Here is a 13,335-nt window from a genome sequence, read left to right on the forward strand (position 1 = left end):
GCCTATGTGCTTAAAAAAGCCCCTTTTGCCGATCATAGATATGTCGGTGCAGGAGTACAACTAGCAACCTTATCAGGTCGTGCAATCAATCAAATCGCTTCGAATAGCGGATATTGATGCCCAGCACCTGGCCGCCGCGCGTGACCACCGACCAGTGCTGCGAAAGCAGGTAGGTGAGTTCGACGGCGCTTTCAGCCGTGGTCAGGCCTTGCTTGTAGCCCAGGGTCAGTTTATCGGTGATGGATTTTCCCAGCGTGACCAGTTGTTCGCCGGAGGCGCCTGTTTCCAGGGATATTTCATCCAGGCCGAGATTTTTGGCCAGTTTCTTGCCGCCCGCCATGCTGTTCACCAGCGCCAGCGCTGCATTTTGCGCGGCGGTTCGGGCGCCGCCCTCGCCCGCGCCGCTGCCGCCATGGCCGAACACCAGCCACGACAGCTTCTGCTCTTCCGGCACGTCCGGCTCGGAGACCAGCGTCACCCTGGGGGCTTTGGCCGTGCCGGTGATGTTCACGCCAGCAGCCACTTCCTGGTTGCGGCGCATGGCCAGGATGTTGATGTTGGGGTTATCCATCACGCCCTGGAAATTGAGGACGCCGCGCTCAATGGCCAGCTTGGTGCCGAATGCCTCGAACGTCCCTTCCGCCACGTTGACGGTACCCTGCGCCCTGGGCGGTTGCTGCGGTGATTGGGTGATCGTCACAAGGCCGGTCATGCGCAGGTCGGCACCCTGACCGCGAAACCGGAAATCGCGGCCCAGGTCGACCTCCAGCCGGATCGCCGGCGAGAAAGGGCTCGCGCGTTGCTTTGCCAGCGCTTGCCGGTCGGCCGGTGACTCGCCGCTGCGCACCACCACGACGTCGTCGCCCAACTCCGGCGCGGGCGTCTCGGGCAGGTTGAACAAGGCGTTATCGACGACGAATCTGCCGTCCACGCTCAGCCGGTCGACATTGGTAATGCGTGCATTGCCGGAGAGCATGAGCTGCGATCCCGGCTTGGCCAGCAGCTGCAGCTTCTCTGCGACGATGGATGCGGTGAGTTCCGGGCGCTGACGATCCAGGGGGATGCTGCCCGTCATGCGCAACTGGCCTTTGCCGCCGTGGAAGACGGCCTGCCGGATGTCCAGCACCTGGTCGTGCAGTACGAGGCGGGCCTTGCCGTCGCGCAGATTGATGCCTTGGTCGTACAGGGTGAGTGCCAGGTCGTCGCCGTTGATCGTGCCGCCTACTGCCACATTGCCCACCGTGCCTTGGAGATTCAAGTCGGCGTTCACGCGACCCTTGAGCGAGATGCGCGGCCCGGCGAGGATGCCGGCTTTCTGCAAGGCCATGTCCATCATGATGCGTCCGCTCACCGGCGATTGCGGGGTGATGGTGAGAAGGGCACCGGACGGTATCAACCCCAAGCGTCCGTTGCCTTGTAGATGACCCACGCGGCTAGCATCGGCCTCGGCATTGAACGTGACTTGGCTACCGCCGAAATCGGCCCTGAGCCTGAGCTTGCCGAGGCCGAGCGCGATGTCGCCGGTTTGTCCCTTGCCGCGGATATCGCCGCTGCGGCGTTCGATCTGGAGAAACCCTTGCGCTTGGCGGGCGAGCTTGAAATCCCAGCGCGCATCCAGCACCAGGTCGGTTTTCAATGGCAGCGGCTCGGCCCCGGTGAGGGCTTGCCTCAGTGCCAGCAGATGCGCGACCGCGACGGCATCGGCACGGCCAGCGGAGCTGATTGCGCCGTTGTCGAAGGCAAAACGCGCAAGGGCGAAATCGGTGTTTTCGACGGTGAGGGCGGTCTTGCCCAGGCTGAACCGCCCCGATGCCGCCTCCAGGCTGGCCGGTTCTGCCAAATGCACATGGGGAAAGACGCGATGATCGAACCGGCTCACGGTGCCGGACCATGCCATCCCGTCCTGCCCCTGCTGCAAACGTCCGTGGGCGGCCAGCAGCAGGTCGAGTTTTTGGCCGTGTAGCTGTCCAGCTGTCGCCAACTGGATTTCATGACGGGCATAGCTCCCGGCAACATTTGCATTAAGTCTCTCCAGACGGTCTTCTCCGCGGTAGTAACCGCTGGCTTTCACATCCAGATTAAGCGTGGCATCGGAACCTGTTTCCGGCAGGCCCAGCGCCTGCACATGGCCCTCCGCACTCGCCAGCCGGTGCTCGCCGACATGCAGGTTTTTAGCACTGAAGGTCGCCGTCACCTTGGGTTTCTGGAACGTGCCGGCAAAGCTGCCGTGCAGCTCGAGCAGGCCGGAGAGCCCGAAACCAAGCTCATCCAGAGACGGTGCATCGATGGCAACAGCCAATGTATCGTTTAGACGACCAAAGCTGCCTTTGACGTTGAGACGGTTGCCGGCGATCTCCAGCGTCGCGTCGCTGTCCCGCACGGTTTTTTGCGCAATATGCACCATGCCTCCGCCCTGCATGGGCAGGTTGTTGTAGGTGCTGTCGCGGATGTCGAAGCGAGCGATGGCAGTTAAGGATGGGTTCAGGCTGCCGCTCACCTCGAAGGTGCTGTTGATGTCGGCCTGGTAGACCTTGAAGGGAAGCGGCTTGCCCGGCGTTGGCGCCCGGATGTGCATGGTGCTGAAGAACAGGGCGGGGTCGAACCGCTTGAGCGCGCCCTTGACGGCATAGGTCGAGGCCTGATTTCTTGCCAGGCGGCCTTGCAATAGGAGTTCGGCCGGGCCGGACTTCACCTCGGCATGGTCTAGTACGATATTTTCGGGGTCCAGCGTGGCATCAGCCTGGACGCGATAAGCCCGGTCCGCCAGATCGGCATGCAGGCGCTGCCCGGTTTCTGCCAGCATCACCGTCAGCGGGCCGGACAATTGCGTTGGCCGCAGCGCGCCATGCAGCGCCGCCAGGTTCAAGCCCTCAGCCTGTAAATCCAGCCTGCCATGGTAAGGGCTGCGATTGCGGGCGCCGCCCACAAGCTTGGCGCCGCCGGCGAGCTTCACGGTGAGGTCGGAGAGCGTCTGGGCGTTTTTATCCAGCCGTGCGTTGCCGGATAAGGAGGCTAGTGGCAGCAGCCCTTGATCGATGCGGCCGGGAACGGCGTTGGTGATCGAGACCAGCCCGGTAACTTGCAGCGACGAAAGCTCCGCCGATGGGCCTCCAGCAGGCTTGATATCGGCCTGGATAGCGATGTCGGTCTTCGGCAAACCATCGCGGAAGGTCGCGAGATTCACACCGCGAATATCCACCATCGCACGGCTGAAAGGAATATCTGCAAACGGTGTGACGGCGACCTCCAGCCGCCCATGTGCGCGGCTGCCGGTCATGTCGGCGACGGTTGAAATATTGGCGAGCGTGCCGGACACCTGCACCTGCGCCGCATACGTTTCCTGGAACCGGACTGGTAGGGGCGTACTGCCGCTCAGGCTGGCCCGGCCGTTGAGCGCAAAGGGCCGGTCGCCGTCGATACCCAACTGCAAGGTCGCCTTGCCCGCAGGCGTCCCCGCTCGTTCCAGTACCAGCCTATGGTGCACCCCATCGCTGTCGGCGTGCAGCACGATGCCGGAAAAGACCAGGTTGGCATCAGTAGTGTTCAGTGTAAGTTTCTGCACCCTGGCCTGCTTGAGATCGAGCGCGAGCGGCAGGCGCAGGCTATCAGGCAAGACGCGCGACTCCGGCGGTGTGGGCAACAGCGTCAGGGCTAGCTGATTGAACGCGAGGTCGCTCACGGTCAACTTCAAGGGCGACCACCGGATTTGCCACTGCGAGTGCAGGCGGTCTATCTCGATCCTGCGTTTCGCATCGCGGTATTGCACATGCCGCAGCCGCAGCCCGGAGCTCAAGGTGCCGCCTTCATATTCGCCGCTGATAGACGGCATTCGGGTCAGGATACGCCAGACCGTGCGCGCCCCTAACTCGGTATTCATGGTCGCGAACCAAGCTACCGCCACCAGGACCGGCACCGCGAGCAGCAGGACGAGTATTCGCCATGCCTTGGAATGTTTGGGGTGCCTGGGGTCGCCGTCGGCCATGTCAAAACGCGACGCTCAAGGAAAAATGCGGACGAATCTCGCCGCGCTCGACCCCGTACGCCAGGTCGGCGTTGATCGGCCCCACCGGGCTGCGCCAGCGTGCGCCAACGCCGATACCCTGGAAAATTTCCTTGTCGGGCCAGTTGTCGGTAGCGGTGCCGACGTCGTAGAACACGGCCGCGCCCCACTTGGGCAAAAACCAGTGCTGGTATTCGACGCTGCCGACCGCCAGGTAGCGCGTGGGATACACCGTGCCGTTGACGGTGTTGCCAATGGAAAGGTAGTCGTAGCCGCGGATAGTCTCGGTGCCGCCGGCGCGGAACAGGAGCGAGGCCGGGATAGACACGTTGTCGCCTCTCCTGGCGATGACAGCGCCCAGGGTGCCGCCCAAAATCACCAGATCGCGATCGCCGACGGGAAAGAACTGCCGCAGCCGGGTTTGCGCACGGACGAAGGTCTCGTCGGTAAGCGCGTTCTTCAGCGCGACGCCCAGCATGTTGGAAACAATATATCCGCGCCGCGGAAACACCAGGTCGTCCACATGCCGCGAGGTCCATTCCATGCTCACCATCAAGGCTTGGTGCTCACCCGGCTGAACGATGATGCCCGAGGGAATCTCGGCGCCGTTCAATTGTTCCAGGCGATCCTGGAAGTATTGCAGCTTGAACGCCAGGTCCAGCTTGTCTGTCACCCGAGATCGCCACAGGCCGTACCGCACACTGCGCAAATCGACCCCTTCCAGCGTGGTGCGCAAATAGGTCAAGTCCGCGCTGTTGACAAAATTTGCGCTGTCGGGCGGCATGGCCAGGTTGAGGCTGGCAGTCTGCCGTTCCTGCTCCAGCTTGGCCTGCGTGTCCAGCACCCATGCCTTGCCGAAGACGTTGTTGTGTGAGTAATGGCCTTCGATGCTGGCGCCGGTATCCGTCGAATACCCCACGCCGCCGCTGATGCGCTGGGAAGGATATTCCGTCACCGAGACCGTCACCGGCGCATGGTCGGCATTGGCGGGATCGCGGTCGATATCGATCACGGCATTGCTGTAATACGGCGTACGGACTATTTGCCGCTGCAAGGCCAGGAGACGTTCGGCATCGTAAGGCTCACCCGCCTTCAGCGGATTGACGTGGTCGACGATCCACTCGGGATAACGCTGGGTGCCGCTAATCTTCAAGGGCCCGAGCGTGAACGGCGGGCCGCTATCGTAGTCCACGGAAAGCGCGGCCTCATGCCGGTCGGCATCGATGCGGGCGGCGGAATCGGTCATTTCGGCAGCTGCATAGAGGTGGTTGCGCAGCTGCTGCAAGCTCTGGCGCTTGGCCTGGTCCCAGTCTTCCTGGCGGAACGGCGCGCCTTCCACCAGCGGCCATTGCCGGATCAAGCGTTCGACCTGTGCGGGCGAATCCCGCACCGCGGGGCCCTGGACATGCACATCGACCTTGGCGATCCGGCTGCGCGGCCCCGCATCGACATGGACCGACACTCGCCGCTTGCCCTGGGCGGTAGTGACATCAACGCGGGTCTTGGGCGAAAAATAGCCTTCGGTTGCCACCAGCTTGGCGACTTGCGATTCCGTGGTCGCGAGCATGAAGTCGAACTGGTCTTGGCTCAGGTCCTTGCGGTTTTTATAGCGGGATACATCGAGAAACTTCAACAGCAGTTCGCGCAGCGGCTTGGGGGCATCCACGGCGACCTCGTAGGCAGCCTGGATCGGCAAGGAGAGCCCCAGCAGCAACGCCAGCAGCATTGCCTTGAGAAGGTCGGGAGATAATTGCAAATAAGGGTGCATGAGGGACTCGACTCCACCCCGACATTAAAAGTTTCGGCGGAAAGTCGTCGGTTCGGCTGCACCCACTGGCCTGAACGCGACTGCCTGGCGCAAGGTCGAATTGCTATACTGCCGTGAGTTTTCGCCTGGAAAGTCTTCATCATCAAGCTCGCCCCCAGCCTGGTCGTCTCGGAAAATCCCACCGACCCGTTTCGCTATGTCATATCGGTTCGCGCCCTGTGCGATCTGGTGGCGCGTGTCGGCGATCTCGACCAGCGCTTTACGCCATCGCCGACTGCGCTGGAAGGCATGATCGGCCACAACACCGTCACTTCACGGCGACCACCCAATTACCAGACCGAAATCCCGCTCACCGGCGAGTACAAAAACATCTTCGTGCGCGGCCGGGCCGATGGCTACGACCCGGATTCCAATCAACTGGAAGAGATCAAGACGTTTAAAGGGTTGTTGGAGCGCATGCCGGAGAACCACCGGCACCTGCACTGGGCGCAAGCGAGGATTTACGCCTGGCTGCTGGCCGACGAGCGCAATCTAGAGGAGATCAACGCTGCGCTGGTGTACTACAACGTTTCTAGCAAGGACGAGTTCCCGTTAAGCGAGCTGTTCTCCGCGCCGGAGCTGGAGGCGTATTTCGCCGAGCAGTGCGAGAAGCTGCAAACCTGGGCCGACCGCGAAGTGGCGCATCGGTTGGCGCGCGACAAGCAGCTCGCCACATTGAAATTCCCGCACCCCGAATTCCGCACCGGCCAGCGTTTTTTGTCGGAGGCGGTCTATAAAACCGCCAACCGCGGGAAGTGCCTCATGGCGCAAGCGCCGACGGGCATCGGCAAGACCTTGGGCACGATCTTCCCCTTGCTCAAGGCCATGCCCAGGAAGAAGCTCGACAAGATTTTCTTCCTCACCGCCAAGACTTCGGGTCGCAAATTGGCGTTGGATGCGCTGGAGGTACTTCAAGAGAGCAATCCCGACCTCAAGCTGCGCACGCTGGAATTGGTGGCGCGTGAAAAAGCCTGCGAACACCCGGATTTCGCCTGCCACGGCGAATCCTGCCCGCTCGCCAAGGGCTTTTACGACCGCTTGCCTGAGGCTCGCATCGAAGCGCTGGATCGCGGCATGATGGATAAGGACACGCTGCGCGAAGTAGCCCGAAAGCACGAGATCTGCCCGTATTACCTGGGGCAGGACCTGGTGAGCTGGAGCGACGTCATCATCGGCGACTACAACTATTACTTCGACCTTTATGCCGTGCTGTACGCCGGCACGGTGATCAACGAGTGGCGGGTGAGCGTGCTGGTGGACGAGGCGCACAACATGATCGAGCGCGGCCGCAAGATGTATAGCGCAGAGCTCGACCAGTTTGAGTTCGAGCACATGCGGCAAAGCGCGCCCAAGGCGGTGCAGGGCACGCTGAACAAGCTGAGCCAGGCTTGGATTCAACTGGTGCAAGACCAGGAAGCGCCTTACGAGGTGTACTCCGTCATCGAGGAAGAACTGCATTTTGCCTTGCAGCGCGTGGTGACGCGTATTACCGATTACCTGGCTGACCGCCCGACCAACAACGATGCGGGCTTGCTCAATTTCTACTTCGACGCCTTGCAGTTCGTGACGCTGGCCGATTCTTTCGGGCCGCATTCGATGTTCGACATTACGCGAACCGAGCGGCGTTCCAACCTGCTGCATGAGAATACGGTGCTATGCATCCGCAATGTGGTGCCGGCGCCTTTCCTCAAGGGGCGATTCGAAGCCGCCCAATCGGCCACGCTGTTTTCCGCCACGCTCAGCCCCTCGCACTTCTACAGCGACATGTTGGGCTTGCCGGATAAAACGCCTTTTATCGACGTGCCGTCACCGTTCAGTCCTGAGCAACTCAAGGTGCAGGCAGTGGACCACATTTCGACGCGCTTCCTGCGCCGCAAGCATTCGCTCATGCCTATCGTGCAGATCATGGCGAAACAATACCGCGAGCAGCCGGGGAATTATTTGTTGTTCGTGAGCAGCTTCGATTACCTGGACCAGGTCTACACGCTGTTCAGCGAGCGCTGCCCGGAAATCCCCACCCGCCAGCAATCTCGCCTCATGAATGAAGCCGAGCGCCAGGATTTCATCAATCGCTTTACGCCGACTTCGACCGGCATCGCCTTCGCCGTGCTTGGCGGTTCGTTCGGGGAGGGGATCGATTTGCCCGGGGACCGCTTGGTGGGCGCGTTCATTGCGACCATCGGCCTACCGCAGATCAACGAGATCAACGAGCAGATGCGGACGCGCATGGAAGCGATTTTCGGCCAGGGCTACCAGTACACCTATCTCTACCCCGGCATGCAGAAGGTGGTGCAGGCGGCGGGACGCGTGATTCGCACGACGGACGATCGCGGGGTGATTTACCTCATCGACGACCGCTACGGCCAGACGGAAGTGCGGGAGTTGCTACCCGCTTGGTGGGAGATCAGCTAGGGAAGCAAAGCGCCGCACTCGCTGCAATATTTGGCATCGAGCGTATGGATAGGATTCCCGCATTGCGTGCATGTGCGCGTACCGCCCTCGGTCAACACACGGTGCGTGGCAAATTCGGCGCTGACAATACCCGTCGGCACGGCCAGCGTGCCCCAGCCCATCAGCATCATGAGCGAAGCCAGGAAGCGTCCCAGGTCGGTCTTGGGGGTGATATCGCCGAAGCCGACGGTCGTCACTGTCGTAATCGCCCAATAAATCGAGATAGGAATACTGGTAAAACCGTTCTCCGGCCCTTCGATGAGGTACATCAACGTGCCCAGGATCACTACCACCATCACCACGAATGACAAGAACACGGCGATCTTGCGCCGCGTCGCCAGGATGGCGCGGCCCAGTTCACCGAATTCCGCCACGTAGGCGCCCATCTTGAGAATCCGGAAAATCCGCAGCATGCGCAACACGCGCACGTCGATCAGCGCTTGCAGGGCGGGGAAGAAGAACGCGAGGTAGGTCGGGGCGACCGACAACAAATCCACGACGCCCATGAAGCTGAAGGCGTAGCGGCGCGGACGTTCAACGCACACCAGCCGGGCGATGTATTCAACGGTGAAAATTGCCGTGAAGAACCATTCCAGCGCATCGAATACATGTCCCCAGCGAGCGCTCACGACGGTGATGCTGTCCAGCATGACCACGACAATGCTGAACAGGATCAGCGTTTCCAGTACGAGATCGAAATTGCGTCCTGCCCGCGTATCCGACTCGAACACGATGCGGTAGAGCCGCAGCTGCCATCCGCCGGAGGGACGGCCCAGAGGATGGTGTTCGTCACTCGTCGGATGCTTTACATCTGAACTGGCACGTGACATCGAATTTTCCTTAACGCTTGTCCCTGGAAACGCTCACAACCACCAATGACGAGGATCAGCCGCGGATTTGCAGCGTTAATCCCTTCAGAAAATTGCGCAGCAGCTGATCTCCGCAGGCCCGGTAGTTCTTGTGGCCGGGTTTACGGAACAGGGCGCTCAATTCCGGCTTGGAGACTTCGAACTCGGCCTTGGCCAGAATCGCATGCATGTCGTCTTCCTTGAGCTCGAACGCCACACGCAGTTTTTTCAGGATGAGGTTGTTGGTAAGCGGATTTTTTCGCGGATGATACGGCTCCTGCACATGGTCGCTGGGCCCGCGCTTGTAGATCACCAGGCCGTCCATAAAATGCATCATGGCTTCGTCGTCGCATTCGACGTAGCCCTCTTCGTCCTCTTTCTTCAACACGGCGGCAACCGCTTCGCGAGGGAGCTGGAAACCGCCCAGTTGAAAAATCTCGACCATGGCGGGCTCGCTCAGGTCCAGGGTATAACGCAGGCTTCGCAGTACATCGTTGTTCGTCAAAATCGGCTCCAGGGATTGAAAATGCGCAACTGGCGGCAGCAAGGCCATCAATGGTTTGCCTTGCTGCGCCGGGATCAATGTTAACATCCGTGCCGCCTAACCAAGGCGTGCTTCCTCATTATCGGACCTGTTATTCGTATGGCCATCAAATCGACGGTGTACAAAGCCAACCTGCAAATCGCAGACATGGATCGGCATTACTACCACGAGCATGCGCTTACCCTCTCGATGCATCCTTCGGAAACCGAGGAACGCCTCATGGTGCGCTTGCTGGCGTTTGCCCTGCATGCCGACGAGCGGCTGGAGTTCGGGCAAGGCATGACTGACGAGAACGAGGCGGATTTGTGGCGCAAGGATTTGACCGGTGCTATCGAGCAGTGGATCGATGTGGGCCTGCCCGACGAAAAGCTGATCCGCAAAGCCTGCGGCCGCGCTGAACAGGTCATCGTATATTGCTACGGCGGCCGCACGGCCGAACTGTGGTTCAGCCAGAACAGTAAAGAGCTGGCAAGATTGAAGAACCTGACGGTATATAGCTTGTCAGCAGAAAGCACGCGGGAACTGGCAGCGCTGATCGAGCGCACTATGTCCTTGCAATGCACCATTCAGGATGGCCAGATGTGGTTCGGCAACGGACAGCAAAGCGTAGAGATCGGACGTTCGCTACTGAAATCCGCCGACGAAAAAACCTACTAAGGGAAACGGCTCATGCAGATATGGGTCGATGCCGACGCCTGCCCGGTCGTCATCAAGGAAATCCTGTTCCGCGCTGCGCAACGCACGCAAATCATGACGACACTGGTCGCCAACAAGCTGCTGCGCGTACCGCCCTCGCCCTATATCCGCGCGCTGCAAGTGCCGGGCGGCTTCGACGTGGCAGATAACCGCATCGTGCAAGAAGTCGCGCCTGGCGATCTCGTCATCACGGCCGATATCCCTTTGGCCGCACAAGTCATCGATCGCGGCGGCCACGCGCTCAATCCTCGCGGCGAGTTTTATTCCGCCGACAACATCCGCCAGCGCCTCACCATGCGCAACTTCATGGAAGAACTTCGCAGCAGCGGAGTAGATATTTCAGGCCCGTCCAGCTTCAGCCAGAGCGACCGGCAGGCCTTTGCGGCCGAGCTGGATCGCTTTTTGGCTAGACAGCGGACCTAAGCGGCCAACTCCGCGGCGACGCTTTCGAATCGACGAATAGCTTCCAGCGCTTCGCCTAGGCTCATCTCGTCTGCAGCCAGCAATTCGCTTACCAGGTATTCAGTGAGCGGCATCAGGCGCGCCAGCACGGCCTTGGTCTCGCCGTAAAGCCGCTCGCTCTGGGCTTCCATGATGTTGCGCGTTTCTTCGTCCAGATCCTTATGGTTGCCTTCCTTGAGCGCGCCGAAATTGAGCCGCGTCTTGCGATACATGCCCATCTCGCCCACCGCATGATGCAGCAGCTTGGTGACGCGGGTGATGTCGTTATGCGCGCCGTTGGTGGTGCCATCCTCGCCGAAGAACAGTTCCTCGTTAGCCATGCCGCCCAGCAACACGCGTACTTCGTGCTCGATGTCACCCTTGGTCATGAGCAGATTGCTGCCTTGCTTGTGGAACACGAAACCCAACGCGTTGGTCCGCGGGTTGGCCTTGAGCGAAATCTTGATCGTCTTCATGTCAGCCAGGATCTTTTCCCAGTTGTCCCCGGTGCGCCTGCGCTCGTGGTCGAGGTCCATGAGGAAATGGCCCCACTCGTGCGTGGCGATGATGCGGCGGTCGCGCTCCCGTTCGGCCGTGGTATTGGTGTTGACGTTGCCCACCAGCACGCGCTCCGCCGCTTGCATCAGGGTATCCGCGCCGATCAACTCACCCGTTTGTACAGCGCTGATGCCAGCCTGATTGACGATGGTTTCGATATCCGCCGGGCTGCGGCCTTCGGTCACGTCCACCAGATGGCGCAGATCGAGATCGGCCAATACCTTGTCGGCACGCTGGTCGAGGTAATGATGGACGATGGCTAGCCGCTCTTCCTTGTTGGGCAGGCGGAAATCGACCTTCATCTGGAATCGGCGCAGCATGGCCTCGTCCATCTGCATGGTTTCGCTATTGAAGTTGCTGGCGACGATCCAGATGATTTCCGCATCGCCCCGGCTCCGCACGCCGTCCAGCAGGGAAAGCAGCGTGTTGGCGGTATCGTCGTCGTACTTGCGCCGTCCGCCGCGCTTGGCGAACAAATCCTGCGCCTCGTCCAGGAACACGATGCACTGGCGGCGGCGCTTCGCCATCGCCACGATGCGGGTCAAGGTGTTGGAGCCGCCGGCGACGAAACCAGTCTCCAAGTTGGCCGCGGAATGGAACAAGATGGGCAGCTTGAGCTCTTTCGCTAGATAGCTCGCGAGCTTGGTCTTGCCGGTCCCTGCCGGGCCGCTAAACATCACGTTGAACGGCTTGTTGATCCCGTATTCGGCATACTCGGCTCGCCGGAGGTATTGATCCACGATCTGCGCCACTTCGCCCTTGATGTCGTCCATGCCCACCAGGTCGTCGATGGAGCCCTTGATCTGGCCCGGCTCAATGAACTTGAGTGACTTGAATTGCCCGCGCATCTGGAAAAACAGGAAACCCATCAAGCCTAATGACAGGGCCACAGACACCACACCGCTCACCCCGGCTTTCCAACCGTCTTTCTCCGCTTGCGGACGCGCTTCTGCAAAGCGTTGATCAAGCCGCTGGAACAGTTCCAGGCTGCGCGGACTCAATTCGCTGCGCGGAATGAACACCAGCTTGCCGCCCCAAGGCGCCGTCACGGCTTTCTCCGTAAAAATGCGCGTTTCCATGTCGCTGGGGTAAAACGCATGCTGCTTGCCCTGCGATTCAATGAGAACAATACGCTCGGAAACATCCCACATCAGCGGTTCGTAGATCACCGAAATCCGCTCCACCGGCCTTGTCTCGACGAAATTCAGCACTGACCCTGGTCCGAACACCACGGGCAAGGCATCGTTGAGCTTCCACACATCCCCCGCCTTGGCCATCGCCTTCACCTGATCGGCAATTACCGCTTGCTTGTGCATCAACACGGCCGAATAGATGCCGCTGGCAGGAATCAGCACGGCGACGATCACCAGCGCCGCCTTGACGAAAGCCGACTGCACGACGAACCAATCCTGAATTCGTGAGGCAGTTTTCTTGACGCTTGACCATAAGTTGGGGCGGACATTCACGTTAGTAATTTGGGACATGCGAAGACCTCAAGGGGAGGAACCAATGATTTCCGATGAGCGGATACGGAACGACTACAAAGGATTAACGTCAGCAACCGCCTGGAATCAAGCTGAGCAATAAATTTTTTTATGAGGGGGACGCAGAAGATGAAATAAAAAAGGCAGTGCTTTCGCACTGCCTTCGAACCTGCCAAGCAGGGGATTACTTGGCGGATTCTGCGGGTGCAGCTTCAGCAGGCTTGGTTTCAGCCTTCTTGTGTGCGTGCTTGTGGGCTTTCTTCGGAGCAGGCGCAGCGGGCTTCTCTGCCTTTTCGCTCTTGGCTTCGGCAGCAGGCGTAGCCGGGGTAGCAGGCGTTGCCTTGGTGCCGGTTTCTGCTGCCGGAGTGGCGGGGGTGGCAGACTTGGCTGCGTCGGCAGCAAATGCGTTCACGGATACTGCAAACAGACCGGCAATCAGGGTGGCAATCAGCTTGTTCATGTTCAAATACCTTTCAAAGTAAACGTCGGGGTTGGTGGCGATTCGC

9 protein-coding genes are annotated in these 13,335 nt (G+C 60.3%); 3 read left to right on the forward strand and 6 right to left on the reverse strand.

The genetic code is table 11. The features are described 5' to 3' along the window. Nucleotides 1-85: 85 nt before the first annotated feature. Nucleotides 86-3,982, reverse strand: coding sequence for a translocation/assembly module TamB domain-containing protein (locus NMK_RS05715; protein WP_109014787.1), 3,897 nt, complete (start codon nucleotides 3,980-3,982; stop codon nucleotides 86-88). Nucleotide 3,983: 1 nt separating this feature from the next. Continuing rightward, the gene (locus tag NMK_RS05720; RefSeq protein ID WP_227871378.1) at nucleotides 3,984-5,768 is read right to left on the reverse strand and encodes an autotransporter assembly complex protein TamA; all 1,785 of its coding nucleotides are present in this window, start codon (nucleotides 5,766-5,768) and stop codon (nucleotides 3,984-3,986) included. 228 nt (nucleotides 5,769-5,996) lie between these two features. Between NMK_RS05720 and NMK_RS05725 the strand changes: the two genes are divergently transcribed. Continuing rightward, on the forward strand, nucleotides 5,997-8,219 hold the full coding sequence (locus tag NMK_RS05725) for an ATP-dependent DNA helicase (RefSeq protein WP_227871379.1): 2,223 nt from the start codon (nucleotides 5,997-5,999) through the stop codon (nucleotides 8,217-8,219). On the opposite strand, the gene NMK_RS05730 is transcribed toward NMK_RS05725, so the two are convergent. Both NMK_RS05730 and NMK_RS05735 read right to left on the reverse strand, forming a co-directional pair. Beyond that, complete coding sequence (locus NMK_RS05730; protein ID WP_109014788.1) at nucleotides 8,216-9,088, reverse strand: ion transporter; 873 nt, start codon at nucleotides 9,086-9,088, stop codon at nucleotides 8,216-8,218. The two genes, NMK_RS05725 and NMK_RS05730, sit on opposite strands and share 4 nt — an antisense overlap. A 55-nt stretch (nucleotides 9,089-9,143) precedes the next feature. Beyond that, nucleotides 9,144-9,698, reverse strand: coding sequence for a YehS family protein (locus NMK_RS05735; RefSeq protein WP_227871380.1), 555 nt, complete (start codon nucleotides 9,696-9,698; stop codon nucleotides 9,144-9,146). A gap of 51 nt (nucleotides 9,699-9,749) precedes the next feature. Between NMK_RS05735 and NMK_RS05740 the strand changes: the two genes are divergently transcribed. Both NMK_RS05740 and NMK_RS05745 read left to right on the forward strand, forming a co-directional pair. Beyond that, the gene (locus tag NMK_RS05740; protein ID WP_109014789.1) at nucleotides 9,750-10,307 is read left to right on the forward strand and encodes a YaeQ family protein; all 558 of its coding nucleotides are present in this window, start codon (nucleotides 9,750-9,752) and stop codon (nucleotides 10,305-10,307) included. Between the two features lie 12 nt (nucleotides 10,308-10,319). Continuing rightward, on the forward strand, nucleotides 10,320-10,769 hold the full coding sequence (locus NMK_RS05745; RefSeq protein WP_109014790.1) for a YaiI/YqxD family protein: 450 nt from the start codon (nucleotides 10,320-10,322) through the stop codon (nucleotides 10,767-10,769). Here NMK_RS05745 and NMK_RS05750 read toward each other — a convergent pair. Both NMK_RS05750 and NMK_RS05755 read right to left on the reverse strand, forming a co-directional pair. Continuing rightward, nucleotides 10,766-12,829: an AAA family ATPase gene (locus NMK_RS05750; protein WP_109014791.1), complete on the reverse strand. Its 2,064-nt coding sequence runs from the start codon at nucleotides 12,827-12,829 to the stop codon at nucleotides 10,766-10,768. The genes NMK_RS05745 and NMK_RS05750 overlap by 4 nt on opposite strands. A 184-nt stretch (nucleotides 12,830-13,013) precedes the next feature. Then, nucleotides 13,014-13,289, reverse strand: a complete 276-nt coding sequence (locus NMK_RS05755; protein ID WP_109014792.1) for a hypothetical protein — start codon at nucleotides 13,287-13,289, stop codon at nucleotides 13,014-13,016. Between the last annotated feature and the right edge of the window lie 46 nt (nucleotides 13,290-13,335).

It is taken from the genome of Novimethylophilus kurashikiensis, assembly GCF_003112435.1.
Lineage (GTDB): Bacteria > Pseudomonadota > Gammaproteobacteria > Burkholderiales > Methylophilaceae > Novimethylophilus > Novimethylophilus kurashikiensis.